General features: G+C 43.9%; 25 protein-coding genes and 1 riboswitch. Of the genes, 1 reads left to right on the top strand and 24 read right to left on the bottom strand.

The window, feature by feature from the left end:
• Positions 1-179: 179 nt before the first annotated feature.
• The 21 genes from AC1DSE_RS03265 to AC1DSE_RS03165 form a co-directional block, all read right to left on the bottom strand.
• Complete coding sequence (locus AC1DSE_RS03265; protein ID WP_477511520.1) at positions 180-1,064, bottom strand: YitT family protein; 885 nt, start codon at positions 1,062-1,064, stop codon at positions 180-182.
• Between the two features lie 105 nt (positions 1,065-1,169).
• Positions 1,170-2,277 (bottom strand): peptide chain release factor 2 gene (gene prfB / locus AC1DSE_RS03260; RefSeq protein ID WP_441874784.1). Its coding sequence is split into 2 segments (ribosomal slippage): positions 1,170-2,204 and positions 2,206-2,277, totalling 1,107 coding nucleotides; the frame shifts between segments, so codons are not numbered across the junction.
• Positions 2,278-2,344: 67 nt separating this feature from the next.
• Positions 2,345-4,852 (bottom strand): preprotein translocase subunit SecA, encoded by a 2,508-nt coding sequence (secA, locus tag AC1DSE_RS03255; protein WP_477527394.1) that lies wholly within the window; start codon positions 4,850-4,852, stop codon positions 2,345-2,347.
• Between the two features lie 140 nt (positions 4,853-4,992).
• Positions 4,993-5,538 carry a ribosome hibernation-promoting factor, HPF/YfiA family gene (gene hpf, locus AC1DSE_RS03250; RefSeq protein WP_441874782.1) on the bottom strand — a complete coding sequence of 182 codons (546 nt, stop codon included), beginning with the start codon at positions 5,536-5,538 and terminating at the stop codon, positions 4,993-4,995.
• Positions 5,539-5,779: 241 nt separating this feature from the next.
• Positions 5,780-5,977: a cold-shock protein gene (locus tag AC1DSE_RS03245; protein WP_028608231.1), complete on the bottom strand. Its 198-nt coding sequence runs from the start codon at positions 5,975-5,977 to the stop codon at positions 5,780-5,782.
• 241 nt (positions 5,978-6,218) lie between these two features.
• A complete protein-coding gene (gene fliS / locus AC1DSE_RS03240) occupies positions 6,219-6,644 on the bottom strand; it encodes a flagellar export chaperone FliS (RefSeq protein ID WP_477527393.1) in 426 nt (141 codons plus the stop codon).
• Between the two features lie 83 nt (positions 6,645-6,727).
• Positions 6,728-7,141 carry a flagellar protein FlaG gene (locus AC1DSE_RS03235; RefSeq protein WP_477511517.1) on the bottom strand — a complete coding sequence of 138 codons (414 nt, stop codon included), beginning with the start codon at positions 7,139-7,141 and terminating at the stop codon, positions 6,728-6,730.
• A gap of 163 nt (positions 7,142-7,304) precedes the next feature.
• On the bottom strand, positions 7,305-7,679 hold the full coding sequence (locus AC1DSE_RS03230; RefSeq protein WP_477511516.1) for a hypothetical protein: 375 nt from the start codon (positions 7,677-7,679) through the stop codon (positions 7,305-7,307).
• A gap of 40 nt (positions 7,680-7,719) precedes the next feature.
• Positions 7,720-9,237 (bottom strand): flagellar filament capping protein FliD, encoded by a 1,518-nt coding sequence (gene fliD, locus AC1DSE_RS03225; RefSeq protein ID WP_477511515.1) that lies wholly within the window; start codon positions 9,235-9,237, stop codon positions 7,720-7,722.
• Between the two features lie 337 nt (positions 9,238-9,574).
• Positions 9,575-11,029 (bottom strand): flagellin N-terminal helical domain-containing protein, encoded by a 1,455-nt coding sequence (locus AC1DSE_RS03220; RefSeq protein WP_477511514.1) that lies wholly within the window; start codon positions 11,027-11,029, stop codon positions 9,575-9,577.
• Between the two features lie 139 nt (positions 11,030-11,168).
• The gene (gene csrA, locus AC1DSE_RS03215; protein ID WP_477511513.1) at positions 11,169-11,393 is read right to left on the bottom strand and encodes a carbon storage regulator CsrA; all 225 of its coding nucleotides are present in this window, start codon (positions 11,391-11,393) and stop codon (positions 11,169-11,171) included.
• Between the two features lie 15 nt (positions 11,394-11,408).
• Entirely contained in the window at positions 11,409-11,801 is a 393-nt protein-coding gene (locus AC1DSE_RS03210) for a flagellar assembly protein FliW (protein WP_477511512.1), read from the bottom strand.
• Positions 11,802-11,900: 99 nt separating this feature from the next.
• A complete protein-coding gene (locus tag AC1DSE_RS03205) occupies positions 11,901-12,467 on the bottom strand; it encodes a DUF6470 family protein (protein WP_477511511.1) in 567 nt (188 codons plus the stop codon).
• Between the two features lie 12 nt (positions 12,468-12,479).
• Positions 12,480-13,451: a flagellar hook-associated protein FlgL gene (gene flgL, locus AC1DSE_RS03200; RefSeq protein ID WP_477511510.1), complete on the bottom strand. Its 972-nt coding sequence runs from the start codon at positions 13,449-13,451 to the stop codon at positions 12,480-12,482.
• Positions 13,452-13,475: 24 nt separating this feature from the next.
• On the bottom strand, positions 13,476-15,035 hold the full coding sequence (gene flgK, locus AC1DSE_RS03195; protein WP_477527392.1) for a flagellar hook-associated protein FlgK: 1,560 nt from the start codon (positions 15,033-15,035) through the stop codon (positions 13,476-13,478).
• Between the two features lie 19 nt (positions 15,036-15,054).
• Positions 15,055-15,558 carry a flagellar protein FlgN gene (locus AC1DSE_RS03190; RefSeq protein ID WP_076266198.1) on the bottom strand — a complete coding sequence of 168 codons (504 nt, stop codon included), beginning with the start codon at positions 15,556-15,558 and terminating at the stop codon, positions 15,055-15,057.
• 8 nt (positions 15,559-15,566) lie between these two features.
• Entirely contained in the window at positions 15,567-15,833 is a 267-nt protein-coding gene (flgM, locus tag AC1DSE_RS03185) for a flagellar biosynthesis anti-sigma factor FlgM (protein WP_477511508.1), read from the bottom strand.
• 108 nt (positions 15,834-15,941) lie between these two features.
• Positions 15,942-16,358, bottom strand: a complete 417-nt coding sequence (locus AC1DSE_RS03180) for a TIGR03826 family flagellar region protein (RefSeq protein WP_076266200.1) — start codon at positions 16,356-16,358, stop codon at positions 15,942-15,944.
• Between the two features lie 114 nt (positions 16,359-16,472).
• A complete protein-coding gene (locus AC1DSE_RS03175) occupies positions 16,473-17,354 on the bottom strand; it encodes a ComF family protein (protein ID WP_477511507.1) in 882 nt (293 codons plus the stop codon).
• A complete protein-coding gene (locus AC1DSE_RS03170; protein ID WP_477511506.1) occupies positions 17,351-19,594 on the bottom strand; it encodes an ATP-dependent helicase ComFA in 2,244 nt (747 codons plus the stop codon). The genes AC1DSE_RS03175 and AC1DSE_RS03170 overlap by 4 nt, the downstream gene beginning before the upstream one ends.
• 194 nt (positions 19,595-19,788) lie before the next feature.
• Positions 19,789-20,250: a hypothetical protein gene (locus AC1DSE_RS03165; RefSeq protein ID WP_339205367.1), complete on the bottom strand. Its 462-nt coding sequence runs from the start codon at positions 20,248-20,250 to the stop codon at positions 19,789-19,791.
• Positions 20,251-20,495: 245 nt separating this feature from the next.
• Positions 20,496-20,579: riboswitch (cyclic di-GMP riboswitch) on the top strand.
• Positions 20,580-20,610: 31 nt separating this feature from the next.
• Here AC1DSE_RS03165 and AC1DSE_RS03160 point away from each other — a divergent pair.
• A complete protein-coding gene (locus AC1DSE_RS03160) occupies positions 20,611-22,200 on the top strand; it encodes a SpaA isopeptide-forming pilin-related protein (protein ID WP_477511505.1) in 1,590 nt (529 codons plus the stop codon).
• A gap of 165 nt (positions 22,201-22,365) precedes the next feature.
• Here the strand turns inward: AC1DSE_RS03160 and AC1DSE_RS03155 are convergent, their stop codons facing one another.
• The 3 genes from AC1DSE_RS03155 to AC1DSE_RS03145 all read right to left on the bottom strand — a co-directional run.
• Positions 22,366-23,094 (bottom strand): response regulator, encoded by a 729-nt coding sequence (locus tag AC1DSE_RS03155; protein ID WP_076266609.1) that lies wholly within the window; start codon positions 23,092-23,094, stop codon positions 22,366-22,368.
• Positions 23,095-23,101: 7 nt separating this feature from the next.
• Positions 23,102-24,262: a sensor histidine kinase gene (locus tag AC1DSE_RS03150; protein WP_076266205.1), complete on the bottom strand. Its 1,161-nt coding sequence runs from the start codon at positions 24,260-24,262 to the stop codon at positions 23,102-23,104.
• 76 nt (positions 24,263-24,338) lie between these two features.
• The coding region (locus AC1DSE_RS03145; protein ID WP_477527391.1) for a stalk domain-containing protein at positions 24,339-26,117 on the bottom strand (1,779 nt) is incomplete at its 5' end.

Raw genomic sequence — 26,117 nt, 5'->3', positions numbered from 1 at the left:
ACGCACATTGTTTCGTATTATTATACATTCGAATTCATATTAATACAACGAACAAATGATGATAATTTTGCTCAATTTATGAATTGTTTGAGAGATGCTTTCAACATAACAAGAACAAATGTTCTCGTTTCATTTTAGCACAAAAAGCTCGTTGTTGGTATCGATTGGATATTATTTTGTTAGCTGTCCAGCTTGAAGCCCTGCCCAATTACTTCTGCTGTATTGCTAATTATCACAAAGCTGCCAGGATCAATAGACTTCACAATTTGCTTTAGCTTCGGCACCTCATTTTGACCGACTACTACCATCAATACCGTACGCCCTTCGCCAGTATATCCGCCGTGACCATCAAGCCGCGTCAAACCACGATCCAAATCATTAAGAATAGCTTCGGCAACCTCATCCGAATGGTCGCTGATTATAAAAGCTACCTTAGATAGCTGCAATCCGCTTTGTACAAAATCAATCGTCTTGCTTGTCACGAATAAACCAATCAAAGCGTATAGCGCAACCTCAGGAGAAATGATTATTCCAGCCGCAATAATGACGCAGCCGTCGAAACAAACGATCGCTAAGCTAAGCGGAAGGCCTGTGTAGCGATGTAATATTTGCGCAGCTAAATCCAAGCCGCCTGTCGAAGCCCCTCCTCGAAAAACAAGGCCAAGCCCCAGACCAACCCCGATACCGCCATAAATAGCCGCAAGCAGCGGATTGTCCGTAGGTGATGGCCAGCCATTTGACAGCAGCACAAATAGCGGCAAAATAATCGATCCTAGCGCTGTTTTTGCGCCAAATCGTTTGCCAAGCAGCCACAAACCCGCAATAAACAGCGGAATATTAATCGCCCATTGCGTGATAGCAGGAGTAATGCCTGCTGCTCTTTGGACGAGAATAGATATACCCGATACGCCTCCAGAAGCGATTCCATTAGGTACCATGAACATATTGAAGCTAATCGCTACGATAGCTGAACCAATCAGAAGCTGAACAATATTCCATACGGATTGGGTTCGTGGACTATAACTGCGTCCACCTTTTCTCCGCTTCGCCGTGCTTTCTTTCATCCCTTTTTATCTCCTCGCAAGCCGATTATCGCAAAAAGAAGAGTTCCACACGTTTACCGTGTTGGAACTCTTCACTGAAGCTATCCATTTGTATATGGTCGCAAATTACTCGTGACGAATCTGATGACGCAAATATCCATCGATAAAAGGGTCGATGTCGCCATCCATAACCGCGCCGACATTACCTGTCTCTACAGAAGTACGGTGATCCTTCACCATGCTGTATGGATGGAAAACATAAGAACGGATTTGGCTTCCCCACGCGATTTCCGATTGATCACCGCGTATATCCGCCAAATGCTTCCTCTGCTCCTCGATCTTCCGATCATAGAGCTTAGAGCGAAGCATCTTCATCGCACGTTCCCGGTTCTGAATTTGTGAACGCTCCTGCTGGCAAGCAACCACAATGCCTGAAGGGATGTGGGTAATACGTATAGCCGACTCCGTCTTATTGACGTGCTGTCCGCCTGCTCCACTCGCGCGGTACGTATCCACCTTCAGATCTTCAGTTCGGATTTCGATCTCAATGCTGTCATCGATTTCTGGGACTACATCACAGGAAGCAAACGACGTGTGACGACGACCAGCAGAATCAAACGGAGAAATGCGAACCAAACGGTGTACGCCTTTCTCTGCCTTCAAATACCCATAGGCATTAAAGCCCTTCACCAAAATGGTGACACTTTTAATACCGGCCTCATCACCGGGCAAGTAATCAAGAAGCTCAACCTTGAAGCCGCTCTTCTCCGCCCAGCGCGTGTACATCCTGTAAAGCATTAAACCCCAGTCCTGAGACTCCGTACCGCCAGCGCCAGGATGAAGCTCAAGAATCGCATTAAGCTTATCGTAAGGCTGATTAAGCAGCAGTTGAAGCTCAAACTCGCTAATCTTGCGCATGAGCTTCTCCACGCCGCTCACAACGTCTGATGCAAGCGACTCATCGCCTTCATCTTCCGCTAGCTCCAGCATCATCTGAAGATCTTCCTGCTCGCTGTTCATCCCGTCGTAATGATCCACAACTGACTTCACCGCATTAAGCTCAGAAATAACGCTTTGCGCTTTGTCATTATCATCCCAAAAATCAGGGAATGTCATCTTCTCCTCGAAATTAGCAATCATTTCTTGCTTAAGATCTAAGTCAAAGGGACCCCCTAAGCTCTTGGAGCCGCTTGGCCATTTCACGCAGGTCTTGTTTAACCGTTATGTCTATCATAGCTTCCGCTTCACCTCAAAATAATGGTTCATTCTTTATTTTATGCCATGCTATTTGATGCCGTTCCTTACTTGCCGTGGCACTGCTTGTATTTCTTGCCGCTGCCGCAAGGACATGCGTCATTACGACCTACACGGTCCTCACGCTTAGCTGGGCGCTTCTCCATAGCTTCTCCGCCGCCGCTTGTTGTAGTCGTTTGGCCTTGAGCTACTTCTTGACGCTCCAGGTTGCTCTCTACGCGTGCCTTCATAATGTATCTTGCAACTTCCTCGTGGATGCTCTCGATCATTTCCTTGAACATCTCGAAGCCTTCAAATTGATATTCACGAAGCGGATCCGTACCGCCGTATGCACGCAGGTGGATACCTTGACGGAGCTGATCCATCGCATCGATGTGATCCATCCATTTGCTATCTACCGCACGAAGCACAACGACCTTCTCGAATTCGCGCATCGTTTCTTCCCCAAGCTCTGCTTCACGCTCATCATAGGAAGCAACGACTTCAGCATAAATGTAGTCGATGATTTCTTCCTTCTCTTTGCCCCAAATCTCTTCCTTGGTCAAAGATCCTTCTTGCAGGAAGTTCGCTTGCGCATAATCAACGATTGCTTGAAGATCCCACTCCTCCGGAATATCCTCCGAACAGTGAGCTTCAACTATACGTTCGATGACAGGCTTAAGCATTTCCATAACTTCTTGGCGGATGTTCTCCGAACCAAGAATATCACGGCGCTGCTTATAGATAACCTCACGCTGCTGGTTCATGACATCATCGTATTGTAGAACAACTTTCCGAATGTCAAAGTTATTGCCCTCAACGCGTTTCTGCGCAGATTCAATCGCTCTAGAAATCATCCGGCTCTCAATCGGTTGATCCTCATCCAGTCCCAGCTTATCCATCATGCCCATAATATTCTCAGAACCGAAGCGGCGCATCAGCTCATCCTCAAGCGATAGATAAAACTGTGATGAACCTGGATCGCCTTGACGACCAGCACGACCACGCAGCTGATTATCGATCCGACGGCTTTCATGGCGCTCTGTACCAATGATATGCAAGCCGCCTAGTTCAGCAACCTCATCACCTAGCAAAATATCGGTACCACGACCAGCCATGTTCGTTGCGATCGTTACGGAGCCCGCTTGACCAGCGCGCGAAATAATTTCTGCCTCTTCCGCATGGAACTTCGCGTTGAGCACTTTGTGCGTAACGCCTCTGCGCTTCAGCATATCTGATAATTTCTCCGAGTTCTCGATAGAAATTGTACCTACGAGCACTGGTTGATTTTTACTGTGGCGTTCTACGATCTCTTCTACGACCGCTTTGAATTTACCGAGTTCGGATTTGTAGACAACATCTGCAATATCCTTACGGATCATGGAACGGTTAGTAGGCACTTGAATAACGTCGAGTCCATAAATACGCTTGAACTCTTCTTCCTCTGTCTTCGCAGTACCCGTCATACCAGCAAGTTTGCGATACATACGGAAGTAGTTTTGGAAAGTAATTGTCGCAAGTGTCATGCTCTCGTTCTGAACCTTCAGATCTTCCTTCGCTTCAATCGCTTGGTGAAGACCATCGCTATAACGACGTCCAGACATTAGACGACCAGTAAATTCATCAACGATGACAACTTCTTCTTCTTCCACAACATAATCCACATCGCGCTTCATAATGAAGTTCGCTTTCAGCGCTTGCTGTATGTGGTGGTTGAGCGTTACATTCGCATGATCGAATAGGTTCTCGATTTGGAATGCCTTCTCCGTCTTCTCAACGCCTGCCTCAGTCAGCATAACGCTGCGAAGCTTAATATCGATCGTGAAATCCTCTTCAGGCTTCAAACGGCTAATAAAGCGGTCTGCGGCGAAGTAGAGCTCTGTTGATTTAGCAGCCTGTCCAGAAATAATAAGCGGAGTCCGCGCTTCATCGACAAGAATGGAATCCACTTCATCGATAATGGAGAAATAAAGAGGACGCTGAACCATTTGTTCTTTGTATAGCACCATGTTGTCACGCAGATAATCAAAACCAAATTCATTATTTGTACCATACGTAATATCGCATGCATATGCTTCTTGCTTCTCGTCATGCGACAAGCCGTGAAGATTACATCCGACAGTCATGCCTAGGAAGCCATACAGCTGTCCCATAAGCTCGCTATCACGTTGCGCTAGATAATTATTGACCGTGATAACATGTACACCTTTGCCAAGCAACGCGTTCAAATAAACCGGAAGTGTCGCAACGAGCGTTTTACCTTCACCCGTTCTCATCTCCGCAATTTTACCTTCATGAAGAACGATACCGCCGAGCAGCTGCACATCAAAGTGACGCATGCCAAGCGTACGCTTGGATGCTTCTCTAACTGTTGCAAAAGCTTCAGGCAATATTTTATCTAATGTCTCGCCTTTTTCAATTCTTGCTTTGAATTCCTCAGTTTTCGCGCGAAGCGCATCGTCAGATAAAGCAGTGAATTTTGACTCAATCGCATTTATTTCATCTACCGTCCGTTGGATCCGCTTTACCTCGCGCTCGTTATGGTCACCAAATATCTTTTTCACTAATCCGAGCATGGAATTCCCCTTTCGTAGTAACGCCTCTTTGCATTAAATTGTATCAGTTTGTCGACACCGCCGCAACGAGGATGATTGTAAAAGAAAAAGCCTCTCTCCATAAAGGAGAAAAGGCTCTTCAATGTTGTGTATAATGATGGCTAGCCTTGCTCAATTAAACCGTATTTCCCGTCACTTCGTTTGTACACAACACTGACCTCTTTGTTGTCCACATTCGAGAAGACGAAGAAATTATGTCCGACCATATTCATTTGCAAAATCGCTTCTTCCACATCCATAGGCTTGAGTGCAAAACGCTTAGTACGAACGAGCTCTAGATCATCCTCTTCTTCCAGAACGCCCACCGCGGAGCCTTCTTCTTTAAATAGAGCGCGTACACCGCTGCTTTGACGGAACTTACGATTTACTTTAGTTTTATGTTTACGTATTTGTCGTTCGAGTTTGTCCGCAACCAGATCAATCGATGCGTACATATCCTCGCTTTTCTCCTCGGCTCTTAGCATGACACCGGTGAGCGGTATGGTCACCTCAACTGCATGTTTCCCTTTGGTGACGGATAGTGTTACGTTAATTTCGGAGGTGATTGGTGCTTCAAAATATTTATCCAATCGGCTGAGTTTCTTTTCGACGTAGTCTCTCAATGCGTCTGTCACTTGAAAGTGTTGACCTCGAATGTTGTAGTTCATGGGGAACTCCTCCTTTACATAGTCTTATTATAGCATATGTAAGCGTTCAAATCAAAATAGTTTTTTATCAATTTAGAATATTCAGATAAATAAAACTATAGAACTACTAGACTTGTCACAACTTAGTCACGGACACCCTATTTTACTTCAGACAACAAAAAAAAGCCCCGGTTTCCCGGAGCTTGGTGTAAGTTACTTGTTTAATGATCCAAATTATAGTGTGGCTGGATCAGCCGGATAATTACAGTTTAACTACGTTAGCTGCTTGTGGACCACGAGCGCCTTCAACAATATCGAATTCGACGGATTGGCCTTCTTCAAGAGTTTTGAAACCTTCAGTTTGGATAGCGGAGAAATGAACAAATACGTCGCCGCCTTGCTCAGTCTCGATAAATCCATAACCTTTTTCTGCGTTAAACCATTTAACTTTACCTTGCATGTGCAAACATTCCCTTCATCTTCAAATACTGTGAGGCATCGCTTTGTATAACCCACAATTTGACTATAACACCCACTTTATTGAATTGTCAAACAATTTATTGTAAGCGAATACATTTTGGTTTTGAGCTGTTTATGCCGTTTATCGGATCGTGTCGAAAGTTGAATTTTATTGCCTAGTCACGGGATATGCAAAAAAAATAAAGCCACCCATTGGGCGGCTACTCCATCATTTAATTCGATTAGACAACGGTTGATTGTGTTTGTTTGAAAGTACTTCCATTGGCTTGAGCAGCTAATTGATTGTACTGCTTGGCTGCTTGAATCCACGTTTCTTTTAAATCAATAAGATGGGCTAACACTTCTTCTGYCGGCTCTACATCTTTTTTCATATTTGCTTCGATTAGACGAGCATTGAAATATTCGTATAGTTTGAGCAAATTTTCTGAAATAGGGTTAGAACGATCAATGGTAATGATGAACTCACTTACAATATCCTGCACCTTTAAAAGACTTGTATTTGCATCTGAATAACGTTGTTCCTTGATCGCTTCAATTCCTTGACGGCAAAAACGGATAGCGCCATCGTAGAGCATAATAAGTAGTTGTCCTGGGGTAGCTGTTTGAATCGTACTTTGAAGATACTTATTACGTTGTTGAAGTTGCATTGTTTATCCTCCTATGAGCTGATACTTTTTTGTAAAAGGAAGGCTGCTCATCATAATTGGAATTTAAATATACCTCTAAACCTTTATCCTCTTTTATCTATGAGTATTCCAGCCATTTCCCAAAGTTTAGCAACAAAATCTAAATTTTTCTCTGGTGGAATTTCTCTAATAACCTCTCCCGATGCACTGTCTAATACTTTCACTGAAATAATATTAGTCTGCTTGTGTACAGAAAACTCTAAACTAGTACTCTTACCCTCCACAGCTTTAATAGCTCTGTCAATAGCTTTAATTAGCTGTTCTTCACTAATTGCGACATGCTCACCGCGAAGCTCCGCCTTCTTCAAATCGCCTGAATTCGCTATCTTTGCAAGGGATTGTGTATCATTACTGCCACTTGTAATTGATTTTTCCGTTACAGAGCCACCATATTCGATAGCACTTGCGCTCCGATTCATAGAACTAGCTGCCCCTGTAGGTGACACATTCGTGTTCATATCAATCATTCCTCCGCGTCAATTGTTCTACAGTATATATCGGCAATCGATCTTAGTTGTATTAGACGTTATTCTAATTATTGTAATAATTCTTTCTAAATCTATATTCACTTCTTCAATAGATAAAAAATAGGCCTCTCTCAAGAGAAACCTAGCTCATTCTTTATTTCTTTTTATCAAAAAACGCACCATAGGGTGAGTACGAATGACCAAAATCACCGTATTGCTGATTTACTGCTTTACTTTTATTCATATTTATCATTTCGAATTCCAACACTTTTTTCTTGCGATGAATCATAGGAACAATCGTTAGATCTACTTCATGAATAGGCTGAAGGAAACTCTTTTTCTGAGCATCCGTTAGAGAAACACCCTGTGAAAACAGAATGGACAAACTATCCATGATTTCTTGTCTTTGATTTAAAAGCTCTATCCATTCTTCAGGTTCACTTTCATTATCTAGCAGACTCTTTTCTAACAAATAGGTACTTTTCAACAAATCCTTAAGCAGAAAATCTAGAGAGGTACCCTGAGTCATAACTTCCTCTCCTTCTATACCTTCAAGCGAAGATTTAATTTTAACTACTAAATTGTTGTGTTAACCAGCTGCTTTGGGAGTTCGCTTTGCTCATTGCTGTTTCCATAGCTGTAAACTTACTCCAGTATCGTTGTTCAATTCTTTCTAATTTGGTCTTCCAATTACTAATATCCGTATCGATCTGACTTAATACTTTGCCTAATGCACTCTTATCAATAATTGTAGCGTTGCTTCCCGCTTTTTCAGAGAGCTTAGTCATAGCTACATTAATTTGATCGTAAAGGCGTTCGGTCAATCCACTTTCATTCAGTTTTGTTGTCGAATCTGTTGAGGTACTCACTTTTGTGAATAACTCCATTACACTTCCCTCGTTCTGAGAAATCGCTTCACGCAGCTTCGACTCGTTAATATACAGCTTACCTTTCTCTGAATATTCACCAGTTGTGATTCCAATTTTACTAAAACTATCATATTTTGGATCTATCCCTGCACCCTTTACATTAGCTGATAAAGATAATCGCAACTGCGATAGAACGTTATTAAGCATTGGGTCCTGACGTAATAAGCCACTCTTCGCTTTCGTTTCCCATTGCTCAATTTGTTTTTCTGATAACGATTCTTTCTCCTCAGATAATAGAGGCTTAAAATCCCTATAGGTCTTTTCATTTGTTTTGGTATTGATCTTATCAATAACCTCATTATATTTATCTATATAATCTTTAATGGACTTGAAGATGGCATCTTCATCAGTCTTCAAATTAATTTGAGTTGTACCTTTATCTTTAATAGTGAACTCAATACCATCGAATGTGAAAGTTGAGCTATTTATCTTATAGGAAATTCCGTTAACACTGAGCTCCCCCTGCTTAACCTTTTCAGAGAGTTGATAATCCTTTTTCGTAGAAAAGCCTGTTAAATCAGTGCTATTAACCTTGCCTGAAGATAGTCCAAGTTTATTAGTAAGTGCAAGTCCTGTCCCAATACCACTGATCTCAATAGCCGCATCGGTACCATTAGCCTTAGTAGTAAAGGTTATAGATTTATCATCATTTAAATAACTCGCAGTAACCCCCGTTGAAGATGAGACACTATTCACTTTAGCTATAAGGCTGTTAATGGTATCCGTTTCGGATACACTAATGGTAGTTGATCCGATCTTAAAATCAAAAGATTCACCTATTGCTGTAGTCCCGTCCTTCAAATTCTTAGTTTCGAATTTCACTGACGCTGCCTTTGCCGCCTCCGGGAGACTTTGTACATTAATATTATATGAGGATGCGCTTGGTGTGCCTTTTTGTTTTGCAGCTACAATTGAATCGTTATCGGATGTCAAGACCTTTTTTTGAAAATTACTTTGTAGCTTCATATCAAAGGTTTTATTCTTAAAATCCAATAAGAGAGTATTTACTTCTCTGTATTGATCGCGTCTCCACTCCTCGGTTTGCTTTTTCTGGAGAAGTGTATTGAGCTTGGAGCTTTCCGCCTTCATAAGATTTTTAACTATCGTTTCTGTATCAAGACCGGAAACTAAACCGCCCATGCGAATTGAGTTAACCATATTAGTCCTCCTACTTATTTTACATATATTTAGATTTATGTTCGTTGAGTTGCCATTCATCAGCAATTCCGATTACTTCTACTACTATTACTATCGGATTGAAAGTGAGTATAGTTTAGGGGTGTTTGATAAAAATAATAATCAAAGGAGGATATCATACTAGGTTCTGAGGAGTTGCACAATGACATATTCGAGTAACTATGATCGATTTCATTATCCTGACATAATCTATTCTTTTCACTATTTACTTTTTTAAAATGCAAAAAAGGCCGCTCCGAAGAGAGACCTTAACAAAAGGGATCCTAGACAGTCTAGGATCCCTTTATATTGCTTAAGATTAACGAAGCAATTGAAGAACGCCTTGAGGTTGTTGGTTAGCTTGTGCAAGCATAGCTTGTGCAGCTTGTGCAAGGATAGAGTTCTTCGTTTGGTTCATCATTTCTTTCGCCATATCTACGTCACGTACACGAGATTCAGCAGCAGTCAGGTTCTCGGAAGAAGTGTTCAAGTTGTTGATTGTGTGATCAAGACGGTTTTGAACAGCTCCTAGTTTCGAACGTTCTGCAGATACAGACTCAAGTGCATTATTAATTACAGTAATCGCTGCGTTAGCAGATGATTGTGTGGAAATGTTGATACCTTTTTGAGCGTTCGCTTCACTTGTAACATTACCATTGGCATCAGTAGTCGCTTTTGTAGAAGCTGTTGTTGTTTGAGTAATTGCGACAGGAGTACCTCCTGTAGCTGCTAGTGTTGCAAAATCAAAGTTGATATTTGCAGTTAAACCACTAGTTTTATCACCAACTAATACACCCGACTGGTTAGATTTCACTGTTACAGCTGTTCCAATATTACCAGCAGTATTTTGAAGTTGAATTGTAGCGCTTGCTGCAGTTACATTTAATGTTCCAGCATCGCCCACCGCGTTACCAGCAGCAGTAGCAATTTGAATTTGAACTCCATTGCCAAGAGCAAAGTTTCCTGATCCATCTCTTGTTGAAGTATTCCAAGATGTTCCACCATCAGTTGAATACCGGATTTCATTTACTTGAGTTGTTGTTGTTGTATCCATTACAGTTGATTCAAACTGGTAAGATAAGTTGTCAGAGCCTGTGTATGCAGAGCCAGTTGCTGTTACTGCACCACCAAAGCTACCCCCAACTGGCGCATATGCAGCAGCTGTTACAGTAACTGCCACCGCAGCTCCTGCTCCAAGATTAGAGTAAGCTTGTGAAATGCCTGTTACACCACTTCCAGCTGTCAAATTACTAGTAATCAGATCACCAGAAACTCCCAATGTTTTTGAATCCATAGCATTTACACTAACTGAGATGTTTTGGTTAGCGTTAGCACCGATATGGAATGTGCTGTTCAAGCCGCCTGCCAAAAGGTTTTTTGTATTAAATTCTGTTGTATTAGAGATACGAGTAATTTCTTTTGCAAGTTGATCTGTTTCTGCTTGAAGCTTCTCACGGTCAGCAGCTGTGTTCGTATCATTGGAAGATTGAACTGCCAATTCACGCATACGTTGCAAGATGGAGTGAGTTTCGTTCAAAGCACCTTCAGCTGTTTGAATCAAAGAAATACCATCTTGTGAGTTTTTAGCAGCCATATCTAGACCACGGATTTGACCGCGCATTTTTTCGGAAATTGCTAGACCAGCTGCATCGTCACCTGCACGGTTGATGCGAAGACCAGAAGACAATTTCTCGATGGATTTGCTAGTTGCTGCAGTGTTAGTAGACAACTGACGGTGTGTGTTAAGAGCTGCGATATTGTGGTTAATAATCATTAGTATTTCCTCCTTGAAATTTTCGTATTTCCGCATCCTTGCGGAAGCTTACGATAATAGTTCGGCCGTMCTATTATCGCGCTATTATATTTATCGGATTTCTCCATCAATTGTTTATAGCTTATATTTAAAAAAACAATTATTTTTTAAAATATTTTGATACATCCTCTATGGATACCGCACTAGTTGCTGCCGCACGATTTTCTGCTTGTATCGCCATATATATTTCTTTGCGGTAGATGTCTACTTCCTTCGGTGCCCGTATGCCTAGTTTAACATTATCGCCTTCTACGCCGAGTACGATGATTTCAACATTCGCACCGATCATGATAGACTCATTACTTTTGCGTGATAAAACGAGCATGGCTTTTCATCCTCCTTAGGTTCGGTTGAGTGGAGCGCGCGAGCTGTATGTATTATCGTGAAGAATTAGCTGTTTGCCTGTTAATGTTCTTTTATTCAAAACGATCGGAGCAAGCAAATTAATTGTTGCATTAGCAAAATCTGTGGATATGGTTATAACAGACCAAACCTCTACATCCTCTTCACCGTTAATATTTAGTTCTCGTTTCACGGTTTCCGGCAGTTCCCATTCATATTCTGGATAAAATAAAAATGGACTCGCAACCAGCAACGATATCGTTTCGTCCTCAGAAGCCTTCATAAGCTTCATTGGAAGTTCGTTTCCTAATTCTTGAAATACAAAGCCATTCAAATGTTCGAAACCTGGAATACCTTGTTCAAATTGATAAATTAGCTGTTCTATATTCACTTAATGACCCCCTAGTAGGATTCCTCATTTATTAAAAATAAAAACTATAGATCTCATGCGTCGTGCGCAAATGATCTATAGTCTAAAAAACAGTAACGTCTAAATAAGCTGTTCGAGCTGTGGTGGAATAATCTCCACTTTAGGATATTGGCTCATATAAATATCCAGCTTGCCGCGTTCATATTCATGAATAGGCTTGTTCACTTGAACATTAAGGTCGACTCGACCTGGAGTGGTATCAATCGTAAGTTCACCTGGAATATACTCGATATCAATATTATCATAGGAAGCTTCCCCACGGAAATCATATTCAGGAAAAGTTCGTTTCCAATCCCTTGCCATCTCTGCTATAGGGTTTCCTCCTAAATGAATCGAGGCCATTTGATCGCCCTTCTCCACAATCCGTGCAATGCCTTGCAATGCAATATCAGCAGCCATTGAATATATTTTGCTCATCGTTTGCAAATTGTTTCCAAGCGCTAACGCATCCCATACTCGATCTTGATTAATTTCAAGTCGTCCTTTGGTGGTTTGAAAATGTTGCTCTGGCCTGATTTGCTCCATATCTACAGTAGCAGCGGGCTGCTCAAGACGCTGTTTGCCCATATCGGCATCAATAAAGAGTACTGCATCCTGCGTACGAATTTGAATCTGCGGAATTTGCATGTTAATCTCCACCTATCTCAAGAAATCAACCAAGCTTGGACGTATAAGCTGTGCTCCAACAGATAGGGACGCCTGATATACATTTTCCTCTGTTTTCATATTCGTAATCACTTCTGCCATATCTGCGTCTTCTGTTTTCGCCTGTACCGTCTTCAAATTGATTTCAATATCGGCTAGTCGATTTTGAACAATATCGACCCGATTTACTTTCGCTCCTACTTCCGCTCTTTTTGTGAGCATTGTATTCATTCGACTATCTACCTGACTAATTAAGTTTGATATCCCCTTCTGATCACCAGATGCGAGCATATCATGTGCACGTTGAAGGAGTACAAATACATTGTCACTGCTCTCTATTTCCGCTTTTGTTGCCGTAGGAGAGATACCCTCCCCAAAAACTTCGTTGCCTGTAATGTTTATTCCCAGCTTCATTCCTGCGGATAGTTCATATTTAATTGAACCGTTATCCGAGCTGACTTGATATGCTTTTAACAAAGGCGGATCAACTGTCAAATCAGTTGTACCTTCTACCCCCATCGTTGGATAAGGCTTCTCACCGGTCATTTCACCATTAAATACTTGTTTTCCGTTAAATTGACTATTTCCGATTTCAACCATTTGGTTATACATTTGTGACATTTCAACTTTAACTGCATCAAGACTTGTTTGTTCGAGAGTTCCACTGGCACCCTTGACTAAAAGCTCCCTAACGCGCTGCATAATATCTCCTGCTTGACCAATAGAAGTATCCGTATATTCCAGCATAGATAATGCAGAACTTACATTTTTGGAATATTGGTCATTAGAATCAAGTTCACTGCGATAGCGCAGTGCAAAAGTGATACCAACTGGATCATCTGACGGTTTATTAATCTTCATACCCGTAGACAGCTGGTTTTGCAAATTATTCATACGTCCCATATTGCTTGTAATGTTACGAAGCAACTGTGTATTCATCATCGATTGTGTTACACGAAACGACATAATGTCTCACCTCCGCTTTAAAAATTATAGTCCTACTCGGCCCATCCCATTAATAACTTTATCTAAAATTTCATCAATCATCGTCATATTTCGAGCAGCTGCATTGTATGCATGCTGGAACTTAATCATGTTGGACATTTCTTCATCTAGCGAAACTCCGCTAACCGATTGTCTGCGGGATTCAACTTGGTCGACGATAATTTGTTGATTCGCCTGCATACGAGTCGCTTCCGCAGCTTGTACACCTAACTGGCCCACAACAGAACGGAAATAAGCATCAACCGTGTTTTTATTTTCACCTGTACCCGCGTCGAAGTCGAAACGAGTATCTCTCATTTGTGAGAAAAGGACGGCCAAGGAGTTGTTGCCGCTAATGACTGACTCTGAACCATCTGCATTCGTAGCTACCCGCATAGATGTCGCAATCAAATTAGAATTTGCAACAATTGCAGGATTAAGCGTGATGTTGCCGGCATTCAATCCAGCAGTACTGCCGTTTGCATCAGTAAAGAAAGGCAAACCCGCTTCTTGTCCAGCCAACGAATAACCAAGCTGATGCAAACCATTGAGCCCTTTTACCGTAACCTTTGTATCTTCGTTCAGTGTACGATTTGTGCCTGTATAGGTTACGTTATTCAATACTGTTCCTTCTGGCAAAACAGATCCTTTAGGCAGCGTAACCTCAAATTCGCCATTCGCCATCGTTTGAACGAGATTATTGAGCTCTCCGATGTACCCCTCGACWTAATGATCTCTTGCATATATCGTTCCATAAATAGCACCGCTATTTAAATCACCATTAGCAACCGCTGTAGTAATTGCCGCTGAATCCAGAGAAGCAGTAGATGTTCCTTGCACCAGCTCCGTACCGCCCATCGTAATGCGGTAGCCGCTCTCTTGGTCTTCTACGCGAATATTGATTAATCCCGAAAGCTGATCTGTAATCAGGTCACGCTGATCCCGCAAATCATTTGCGTTATCGCCTAAGCTTTCAACTCGTCTAATCTCGCCATTTAACTGAGCAATGCTTGTTGTAATCGAATTAACCGTATTTAAGTTAATCTCTACATTTTCCGTCAAATCTGCTTTTAAATCTCCGAGCTGTTTAGCTGTGTAATTAAAAGAATCCACAAGTGCCATCGTTTGTTCCATAACGACTTTGCGGCCATCCGCATTCTCAGGGTTTTTGCTGAGGTCTGACCACGAATTCCAAAAATTCGAGATCACCGTTCTAAGGCCCGTGTCGCTTGGTTCATTAACGATACCCTCGAGTTTAGAGAGCGTGTCGAGCTGAACTGAGAAATTACCCAGTGATTTATATTCATTGCGATACTGATTATCCAGAAACTTCTCTCTAATCCGAGTGATGGAAGACGCCTCAACCCCTGTACCAAGCTGACCAGCTGCTGTTGATTTGGAGAAACCAACCGCGTCTATCGGTCTTGATGCAGTCATGTTCACCACTTGGCGTGAGTAGCCTGCCGTATTCGCATTTGAAATGTTGTGTCCAGTTGTATTCAGAGCAGACTGAGTGGTAAATAAGCTGCGCCTTGCCGTTTCTAAGCCATGAAAAGTGGATGCCATCGTATATTGTCCTCTCTTGTTACGTTTTCATATTAAAGCGGCCATTACGATTTAAGGCCATGCCTTGAACAGCACGATGATAGGTCGCTTCTTCCTCAGTCGGACCAAGCAGCAAATCTTGCGTAAAATGCAAATGCTCCAGAGTCATCCTTACGAGCTGTTGATTGAATTCGTTAATATCTTGAAGTTTCTTAAGTGCTGCCGACAGCTCATTCCATATCGCCTGAAGCTGCTGCTTCTCATTCGCTTGGTATACAGCTTGTATGAGCTTCTCCATTTTGAACGAACGATGGGCAGTCAGCTTCTGATCAAGCATATATTTCCCTATCAAAAAGATACGCTGCTGCTCCAGATCCATAATCCGCTGAAGACTCTTCTTCTCTTTGCTGGAAATATACGAGAGCGTCTCTACTTGGTTCACAGTAATAGCCGACGTCTTCGCGTTGCCGTATTCAATAAGCTGCAGATGCTCGTCTAAAAGCTCTTGCAAAATCACGATGATTTGCTGGATGTACTCATTCATTTAGAGGATTACTCCTTCAGGAAGGGAAGCAGCTTCTCGGCAATCTTGCCAGCTTCCACATGATAGTTGCCTGTTGCTACCAAACGCTTCAGCTGCTCAATATGTTCTGTTCTGTCCGCTCCGCTTGCTTTGCTTGTCGATAGCAATTCCTTAGCTGCATCAGAGATTTGGACTTCGTCCTTCTGCTTAGCCTTGTCTGTCCCGCCTACTCTGGACTCCGAATGCTTCTGGTATGGATTAAGTGCTCCGATACGATTCGTCTCATTTATTTTCATTGTTTACCCACCTCATTATTTACAGGAACTAAAAAAGCCGATTACCTTTACAAGTATTATCGGCTTCAGTCAAGTGAAATTTTATAGTCATCAAAATATTAACTTAAATCATTTATCATTGTATCTTTCTAAGCCTTTATAAACACCCGTTTGCTTGTAAGCACTTTTTAAATCTTCTTTTCGCGATATGTCTTGGAACATCTGCTTCTTGTCCTTCTCAATTCGATTGCGACAATTGTCGCAAAGATGATTATCACGAATCAGAGTTCCGCATGATTCACAAGGGTATGACATATTAGGTGCATTCATAATGGAGATGCGTCCCTCGCGTATGAACTTCGTAATTTGTTTAATCGAAACGCCAGTAGCATCTGATACCTCAGTAATAATTGAGCCTCTAAATTCACGCAAATAGTTTGCGCAAAGCTCATACTCTTTATCAATTTCACGCATGCATGCCGGGCACACGTCTCTAAAGTTTTTTGCAAAAAGCTTACCGCAGCGAGGACAATTATCTAGGTTCATCGCTCTGAGCCCTCCTTTTTTTGTAAAACCATACTAGCTATTAGTTACATTCTAATCGATAGCATTAACTTTTTCACTATCAATCTAATTATTAGATCTATCAGCCTAGCTGAATTATGAACGAGCCCAGGTCAAAATATAGATATCGAGTGGAAGCTCCGTATAACAATGCAAAGCCTTTGAGCAGGCTTCTGCCGTACTTCCAGTTGTGTAGATATCATCGATTAAAAGTATACGAATAGCTCTATCGTTTAGATGCTTTTTGCTATGGGATTCAGAGGCTAATAAGCTCAAATTCGTATTCACTTCAAAAAGAGATTGCGTATCGCGCATTCTTTCGGTGCGTGTTTTGAAGCTTTGCTTCTCTGAATGTCGCGAACGAATGAGCAATTCCAAAAGCGGAAGCTGAAAACGCCTCGCGATATGGCTGGCGAGCTGCTCCGCTTGGTTGAACCCCCGATCAGCTGCTCGTTCTTCACTTACAGGAACGTAGGTAACAGCATCCCAGCAGTCTGCAATCGATATTTTTGGTTTACGACTGCTGCTGCTTGCCACGATAAACTGTTGAATGATTTCCATGGTCATCGCCTCGAATGGAGGCAGAAGCATATCCCCGAGCAAAGGAGCAAGCTGCTCATTGCCCCTATATTTGTACAAGGCGAGCATGGCTCGCATGGCTTGATTATAATGAACCGCGCTGCGGTTGCATATGAATGCGCCATGCGGACGACGTATGCAGTCTTCGCATGGGATGCCGCGCCCGCATCTACGGCAGGCGATGCGGGTCAGCCATGGTATTGCGGAGAGGCACGCTCCGCAAAGGGAATTGCGAAGCTGGGTCGTCAGCTTCGCGTGGTTGTAGCTGCTCGCGCTGCGAGCCTCGCTTTGCGGTTTACCGCATAGGAGACATGCGGCAGACGTTGGAGCGAGCAGCTGCGCGGATGTGGTGAAAGCGGATTGTAGACGCTGCAGCCATGCTCTTGGCGAGACGTTCATTTTGGCGAGCCTCCTTTTGATGCGGGGAGCAAGTAGCCTTGCTTGCGAGCCATGCGGTTCATCGTTTGAATGTGGCGTACCGCCTGCAGCTGTGGGCGATTGCGATCATGGCTGCAAAAGTACACACGACCGAATGGATCATCCGCAGAGCGGCCTGCTCTTCCAGCCATTTGAACCAGTGAAGCCTCGTCAAAAAGCCTTCCGTCTGCGTCAAGAATATAGACATCGCTTTTTGGGATAGTAACGCCCCGCTCTAAAATCGTAGTTGTGACTAGTACTCGTATATCCCGCGAGCGAAAACGCTGCACCTTCTCTGTTCGTTCTTCATCCTGTGAAGAGGTTGCCGCAACAGCAGCATTTGAAAGAGCAGCACGCAATAAAGCCGCCATAGGCTCGGTTTGAGCAATTTGCTGCACGAATACAAACAGCTGAGCGCCTCGATCAAGGGATGACCGCATGGCTGCTAAGAGCTTTGACGGCAGCTTGCGGTGCTGGAGCATCTGCTTTACTGTAGGCGTTTGTAGAAGCTTGGGCACTGGAAGAGGATGACGATGATAACGAACAGGTACTCTTGCATGAGGCAGCTTCCCGCGTTTTGCTGCTCTTTGCAGCTCACTAGGCGGCGTAGCAGACAGCAGCAAGCGAGCAGCACCTGGCGCACAGCTTTTGTCTGCTGCAAAATGCAGCAGTGGATCGCCCGCAAAAGGAAACGCATCCAGTTCATCAACTACAACGAGATCAAAGCCTTGATAAAACCGCATCAGCTGATGCGTTGTCGCAAGTGTAATATCTCCGCTTTCCCAGCGCTGCTCACTACCACCGTATAATGTTACGACTGAAGCCTTAGGAAAAGCTCTCCGAATACGCGGGTCAAGCTCGATCACCACATCACGGCGCGGTGTGGCAATAAGCGCCTTCCCGCCGCGCAGCAGGACAGACTCCACAAGCGGAAAAATCATCTCCGTTTTGCCCGCTCCTGTTACAGCCCAAAGAAGAAACTCTCTCATCTGGCGCTGCTTGTCCAGCTTTGACAATGCCGCGTCTATCGGCGGCTCTTCCACAAACTGCAGCGCCTTGGCTGCTGCAGCTGTCTGCGCAGGGCTAAGCCCCCATTTATCAAGCCGCTGTTCATACGTCAGCGGCCTCAACCCCTTACCAGAGCCGCGAACCGTCGTCTCTGCCCAATTCAACCCCGCGCGCTGCCCCGTAATAAGCAGCTCACATTCCCGGCTTCGCCCCATCCCAATGCACGCCATGCAATAGGCGCAGTGCCGCCCGCACGCTGCACATGCCGTGCGGTGCATTTGCGCCTCGCCGCTCCCACAGCGCAAACAGCTGCGCTCCCGCCTGCGGCGCCCCAAAGCGTCCAATCGCCCGCCACCCACGGCGGCTATTGATCCGCTCAGGCGCACCTGCCCGAGCAGCGAAGCAAGCTGGAGCAATTCTCTCCAGCTTGACGCGGCACCGGGACAGCTTGCGCTAGACAACAGGGCGTGCGCCTCGCTTCGCAAAAGCGCACGTCCCTGCAGCATACCCGCGGCAAGCTTCGCTCCTGCCGCAAACTCTCCCAGCTCTTCAGCGCTATAAACTCCCGCCTCCTCGCCACCCAAACCCTTAGCGCTGCTACGCTTTTCACCATTATTCGCAATCGCTTCTCCTCCGATTTCCCCAACCACAGCGCCCCTTACCTTCTCCCACCTCTCCACTAAACCAAAAAGCCTCTCTATCGCCAACGCTCCTTTCCGCTTCCCTCGACTACCCAAAAAGCGCCAACGACTCCCCAAACTAATCTTGCCATTATGAACTGCTTGCTCTACTCCACCACTGTATTTCCGATAATTTCTCTCCAGCTCGCTAGATTTCTGATTACTACTATTCAACCCGCCAGCTGCTGCATCTCCACTCGCCCCATCAGCTTTTGCTTCCTCCGCACATGCGGCCAATAACTCAATCGCCTCATAATCAGTATTTCGTCCTCCTTCATTTAAGCTTTTACTCGCACCGTTTCTGCCGACACTGCCACGTTTTATAGCCGCATCCCAAAGCTCCACTGCAACGCACGCATCCCCGAGCGGCAGTTCTTCTTTTAGCAGCCATCCCTCCTCTGCGATCTCGTTGTTCAAGAATCCCGCTTCACCAAACGCTCCATGCATCCAGAAGTATTTATCCACCATTGCCTTGATGGTAAGTCGAGCCTGCCAGCATCCATTCACTTTCACAACATACAATTGTGCCTTCATCTCTATTCGCTCCCTCGACACTTTATAGAACTGATTTCATTATTCATCTGTTAAGTTAACTATAGCCTCTCCCTTCCCAGACAAAAGGAGAATGATGTTGGCAAGCACGGTAAACAAAAAAAAGCACACCCAACAACGCATTTGCGTTATTGAGTGTGCTTCACTCCGACTATTTCATTACCGTAGAGTATATACTAAAATGGCATTTTCGACAAATCTGTCGGATTTTGCAAATCAATTAGCACCGCATGATCAGAAAGCGACACAACTCCTTCTGCTTGAAGCAGCCACAGCAGCTGAGTTCCATCCACACCCTCTGTTTGAGAGCGCTTACCGTCTTCGCTTCCAGACAACGGATTAGATCCATTAGAGTGAATCCTGACCTCATCGCCCCTTCTAGCTAATCGTTCAACAATAGCCAGTGTCTCCTCTGTAACCCCTTGATCTACGATCGTCAAACGAACATTTTTCCCCATTCGCCGAGAGAAAGAAAACAGCGAACGTACATACCATTCCATATTGTTTTGCTGAACGTCAGCTACGAGCACATAATGCTTGCTGGATTGCTGGCGCCCTCGCCAAATTCGATACGCCAGATGCACCGACAATGCAGCCAAAGCATAACAGCCAATAACAAGAAGTAGAAGTTCAAACATGGCGGCCACCTCCTCTTTGTGACACTATATGCCATGAAGAGCCCACTGGTTCCGCAATCAAGGGACAAGGTGACAAAATGTGTGTTATGCCAAAAATATATTCTGCTTTATGATGATTATTAGTCATTTTCTGACAAAGAAACACCCTTGAGCAATTTCCAATACATGTTATCATTTTAATATGAAAGCATGCATATCTAACCGGTGCACGCATATAGAAAGGGAGAGTGGATTTTCACAATCAAAATAACTAGGGAAGCGATGAAGTATAATCTACAATTGGACACTTGGATTATATGGAGCTAGTAGTGTAACCGGCCCTCTTGGAACCCCACTACGTATCTAAGAGGAGAGTGAAAGATGCGTTATTTTAGGAAAAAAATCAGTTTAGCCCTGGCTCTGTTATTAATTTTTTCGTTGTCGCTTAGTTCCATTGCCATGGCCGAAGGTGATAGCAATCAAGGTACGAATGCTGCAGCACTCGTAGATGAGAATAGCTGTCCACAGTACTCATCGGATCGCAAGGATGTCATTGCCACGCATTCCAATATCGTAGTCAATAATAACGGAACAGCTACCGCTACGTTCCAGACGTTAAAAGATTGTGTTAGAGTCAGCTTCTCCGGCTATGAAGGCCCTGCTGACTGGGCACCTGGACCCGGCGATACAACCATTCCATACAACAAGCAAACATTTTTTGAGGGACAGTCTATTATATATCCAAAAGCAGGTACTTACTCCGTTACGATTAACATTCCAAGATGCTTGCCTTATCAATTAGATATCTATAGCGGAGATTTAATTAAGACATTAGGTCCCGGCGCTCATGGTGACAAAATTTTAGCATGGAATCTAAAGCTTTCGAACAGCTGTACGGGTAGTATCATCATCAATAAACATTTAAATGATGTCGAGGGCGCTCCACATGCAGGCATTACCTTCGAGCTTTGGAAAGACGGTAAATTAGTCAAAAGCGGTGTTACCAATAGTGACGGTATTTTGCAATTCAACGAATTGCCTATCGGTACCTATACACTAAAAGAATTAACCTTAGATGGCTTTACCACCGATTTAGTGGCTACCCAGCAGATCGTAGTAACCACAGATAACTCTGTGCAAAAAGCAGTTATCAATACGGCTAAGCTCAAACTTGAAACAGCCTGCTCCGCCGATCCAAATAAAACAAGAACATGGAAAGTAAGCAACGAGAGTGACATCGAGGTTTCTTATTCATGGGAAATTCCGAATTCCACTCAAACAGGAAACGGCGTAATACCTGGAAAAGGTTCCGTAAGCTTTTCAACGAATACGGAGCTCGTCAACCCAACTGATCCACAAGCTGTACCTAATACGCTGAAGATCCATTGGGGCAAGGAGAAAGAGCTTTCGCTTGTGAATGAAGGCGAAACCTGCTCTACGCCTACTCCAACACCGTCATCGACACCTACTGCTACTCCAACTTCTACACCTGAGAGCACGCCTACAGCTACACCAACTCCTACACCTGAGAGCACGCCTACAGCTACACCAACTCCTACACCTGAGAGCACACCTACAGCTACACCAACTCCTACACCTGAGAGCACGCCTACAGCTACACCAACTCCTACACCTGAGAGTACACCTAACAATACACCACCTTCCACACCTGTGATCACGCCTAACAACACGCCTACTGCAACAACTACAGTAACGACAACACCTACATCATCACCTGAAGCAACACCTATTGTTGAAATTGATGATGAAGATCCACCTGTTGGAGGAGTTACTGAAGGTGGAGAAGGCGAGCCGCCAATCGATCCTGTTGTTGCTGTAGATGAAGATCAAGTCCCGCTTGCTACTCTGCCAAAAACAGGCGAAAGCAGTCCGGTTCCTTATTATCTCATCGGGGCATTTGCCCTTTCAGCGGGATTCATTTCTCTTCGCAGACAAAAACAAAGAAAATAGTTAAGATTATATGTTTCACCACGCACTCTTAGGCTGGTTTTATACAGCTTAGGAGTGTTTTTCTTTTACACAACCATCGCAAGGCAACCTTTTATGCAAACAAAAACCCCCGTATCAACCGATACGGGGGTTTGCTCGATATGTAAGTAATGATCAAAAAGGCTACTACAGGGTAACCCATCCATATTTGATCGATTGGATAACAGCTTGCGTACGGTCATCAACTTCCATCTTTTGCAAAATGCTGCTCACATGGTTTTTAACCGTCTTTTCGCTAATGAATAAAAACTCTCCAATAAGCTTATTGCTCTTGCCCTCTGCCATAAGCCTTAACACCTCTGCCTCACGGCGTGTTAATGGGCTTTCATCGCCAGCAACGAACTTAACTCCCGGTTCCTGAGCAGCTGCAGCACCTGAGACAATTCCCATCTCATCCAAATACGTCATACGGCGAAGCTGGTTAATAAGCTTACCTGTCACTTTAGGATGGATATAGGCATGACCTTGGACAACGGAACGAATGGCGTTAATTAGCGATTCTGCCTCCATATCCTTCAGAAGGTAACCCGTAGCCCCTTTACGAAGGGTTTCGAATACATAGCTCTCATCGTCGTGGATAGATAAAATGATAACCTTAACATCAGGAAACATACTTTTTAATCGTTCAGTCGTCACGACACCGTTCTCTATAGGCATATTAATATCCATCAGGACAATCTCAGGAATGGTATGATTGCAAAACTCCAAAACTTGAATGCCGTCACCACATTCGCCGATAACTTCAAGATCGTCTTCCATATTTAGAATCCGCTTAAGTCCTTCACGAAACAGCTGGTGGTCATCCGCAAGTAAAATTTTGATTGTATTCACATTGCTTGCAGCTCTTTGGATCATCATCATCTTACTCCTTTCTAGATTCGGCAGTAGTAGGTATATCTATTATAATTTTCGTCCCTCTACCGGGATTTGAGTCTATATCCATCCTTCCCTCTATTAGCTCAATGCGTTCTCTCATCCCTACCAATCCAAAATGTGCGTTTCGAGTAGCATCCTGCTCGATTAAATCGCTGTTAAATCCAACGCCGTTGTCTTGAATTACGAGTGAAATATGCTGTGGCTGATAGTTAATCTCGAGCATTACATGTGAAGCGCTCGCATGTTTTAATGCATTGGTAAAAGCTTCCTGAACTAAGCGGTATATCGCCGCTTCCATTGCAGAGGGCATCCGAGTTTCTTTACCTATAAGCTCGAATATGGTATGTATTTTTGTTTTCTCTTCAAAATCCTGTGTGAATTTACGAAGAGTCGGCACAAGTCCCAAATCATCCAACGCCATCGGGCGCAAATTAAATATAATTTTGCGAATTTCCTCAAGGCCGGAGCGCACTTGTCCTTTTAAATCTACTAATTCTTCCTGCACCATCACAAATTCCTGCTTGATTAGCATACGTTCTGCAATTTCTGTTCGAAGAACGATATTTGCGAGTGATTGCGCGGGACCATCATGGATTTCTCGAGCGATCCGTTTACGCTCTTCCTCTTGCGCCAAAATAATTTTCAATCCCAGCAGCTGCCTGGTTTTGGCAGACTCAAGAATACGAGTAACCTGATTAAGATCACCCGATAAATATTCAAGTACGACATTTATTTGCGAAGCAATCGTTTCAGCACGCTCGATTGAATTTTCTACATTTCGAACACGTTTTTGCAAATCATCTCGACGTGCTTTCAAGTAGGATTCCTTCTCGCGGTACACCATCAAATCCAGCTGGATTTGTGTAGCCTTCTCATAGGCAGACTTAATGTCATCTTCCTTGTAGCGTACGAAATCTCGGCTCACTTCTGTCAGCCTTATACGCGCACGGCGATAGTCTTGCTCCAGCTGGTCAACCTTGTCAATTGTCTTCACCGTTTCTTGAAGGACAATTTCAAGCTCCTGCTCGAGTGATTCTAGCTCCGTGCGCGCGGATTCACATATTTCATAAATCTGGTATTTGCTGTCTTCCATCACTTCGATTGCGTTTTTAATAACTCGATTTATATCGACTGTAAGGTGGTCCACTGTAGATCGGCAACCTTTCTATATTAAAGGTTAATCTACTCTATCATACCACAGATTGGATATATTTCGTCCATCGTTAATCGATGGTAATCTTTTTCGCTTTCCCGTCATACCCGACCTTTAGGCCTAGTTTCTCTGAAAATAAACGGACCGGAATGAGCGTCCGATTATTACGAACGATAGGCGTAATATCTGACGATTGCAGAGCGCCATTTAAAATAAGATCCTTTTTGCCGAGTGTCATTTCCATCAGCTTATTGCCGCGAAGAACGGTGACTTGTCCCGTTTTTCCGTCAAATAACAGCTTCGCTCCCATGGCATCGGATACAAACCGGACAGGTACAAATGTTGTTCCATTCAAAACGATGGGTGCTGAATCAAGCGTAATCGCTTTTCCATTAACCGTTGCAGCAGATTTGCCTACAGTCATTACGACCTTAGTTTGTGAATCAACCGTTACGGAAGGCGGATATTGCAGCTTCATATTATCTAGTCCAATAGAACCTGTTGCAGAACGCTCATCCTGCCCTTCGGCGATCGTCACAACGTAAATTCTTTTTAGTTTAACAGGGAATTTCATCCCTGCAGAGGATAAATTCATCTTCACATTCTTCCAGCCGCTCCAATCAAGCTGTTTTGCAAGATCGATAAGATGTGCTTTGCCATCCGCATCAATGAACTCTGCGCGCACCCAGTTCAGGCTGTTATCGCCATAAAGATCAACCGTCATGGAAGTAGGTGAACCCTCAATCGCGCGACCGTTTGTATTAAATACTACATACGATGCTTTAGTTCCAGTGCCGTTTGTGAAATCATAATCCAGCTTTAATGCTTTCGAAGAAGCTTGTCCTTGGAAATCGGATACCAAGCTTACGCTTCCTGTCGTTGTCGCAGGCGTGACCTGTGATGTAATGGGATAGGTTGATTTTTCAAAATCCTCAAAGGTGCTCACTGCTTCCCCTTGTGTGAATGGAATCATTGTCGGAAAACCATCATAACGAGCAATGGCATACCCGGTGCTTGTACCTGCGTTAACCGACTGCACAGTTAGATTATCGCCGTTTCTAGATGCGGTAAACCCAACAAACTCCCACTTCACGGAGTCCGCGCTAAGCTTATATGAACTTCCGTTTTTCAGCTTTACAGTAAGCGGAACAGAAATCGTTGCTCCTTTTGCGAGCACACCTGCATTMGTATCAATGGAGAGCGATGCAATTTGATCCTGTCCAATCACTTCAATTTCTTGTTTGGTAGAGATCGCTCCTGATTTCACAGTGAGATTCGTTTTACCCGCCTTTGTGGCAGTGAATTCATTGCCTTTGAACGTGCCAATGGCTTTCTCGGTACTCCATACGGCAGCTGAATTGTCTACTTCAAACGGGTTATAGTACGTGTCATAGCCTTTTAATGAATACGACGATTTTTGACCGATAAACATAACATTAGCGCCGCTCACAGAAATGCCTTTCAACGAACCTGCTGGAGCAGTTGTGAATACGCCTATGCCGTTTGCAACACTTCTTTGGGTGGTGCCGTATTGCGTAGGATGCGACAGCTTCAAATCATTCGTTCCCAGTGGACGCTCGATCATCGTTGTAGAACCGCCGCCATCCAGATTGACGCCTTTATATACGCCTAGCTGCAGCATAATTTGCTGAAGCTCCTTCAAGTTTACACCCGTATTCCCGCCGCTGCGCTCACTCGTGATGAGATATACTTTAGTGCCATCCTGTGAATAACCGACCGCTGAACGAGAAGTATAGGAAGAGCCGCTTACTCCTGTAATATCGCGTGAGAATGGAGCTACTGCGCCCGCATTGACTAACAATGTATGACCGCCTGCCATCATTTCAAA

The organism is Paenibacillus sp. 01L418 (genome assembly GCF_056400045.1).
Note: the sequence above shows the minus strand (reverse complement) of the source record. Positions and strands in the feature narration are given on the sequence as shown.